The organism is Hydrogenophaga sp. 70-12 (assembly GCF_001897365.1).
Classification (GTDB): Bacteria; Pseudomonadota; Gammaproteobacteria; order Burkholderiales; family Burkholderiaceae_C; genus Hydrogenophaga; species Hydrogenophaga borbori.
Window position 1 is genome coordinate 1,152 of the sequence record NZ_MKSS01000257.1, and the last position, 555, is coordinate 1,706.

1 protein-coding gene is annotated in these 555 nt (G+C 63.4%); it reads left to right on the forward strand.

What is annotated here, in order from left to right; all coding sequences use genetic code 11:
- Positions 1 to 473: 473 nt before the first annotated feature.
- Positions 474 to 555: DUF736 family protein (locus BGO22_RS14365; protein ID WP_134620392.1), on the forward strand; the 82-nt coding region annotated here is incomplete at its 3' end.

Consider the following 555-nt stretch of genomic DNA (forward strand, 5'->3'; position numbering starts at 1 on the left):
GCGGTTCTTGCCCATCACGTCACGAAGGACGGTTCACGAATATCCCGCCCGGCATCGCTATGGAGCTTCCACACCACGCCTCAAGACCAGCGCCCCAAGGTGCGGCAGGGGCGTTCTCGCTTGTCGTCGGGTGGTTGACCTGGCCTGCGTCAGTGGGCGGGCCTGTGCAGCCTTCGTGCGGGGATGCCGAGTCGGCCCCATCCCCTTTCGGAGCGGTTCGGCCCAAGGCGTCCTTGTGTTGTTGTGAATCCTGGCGGGGGCGCGGCTGCGCCTCGGGCTTCATGGCTGCAACCGTCCAGCGAAAACAATTTCCCCTCTGCTGCGCAGATTCCTCGCGGGATAAATTCTTTTCGCCTCCCGGCTCTCCACTGCGTTGCGACCGCAAGCGGTGCAGCCAGCCCGTCCCCCGCCGACTGGATCACAACAAGGACGCGATGGGCGCGAACCTTGTTCAACCGAACGGAGAAAACATCATGGCCAACATCGGCACCTTCACCGCAGACAAAGACGGCTTCACCGGCACGCTGCGCACCCTGACGCTCAACGTCAAGGTCA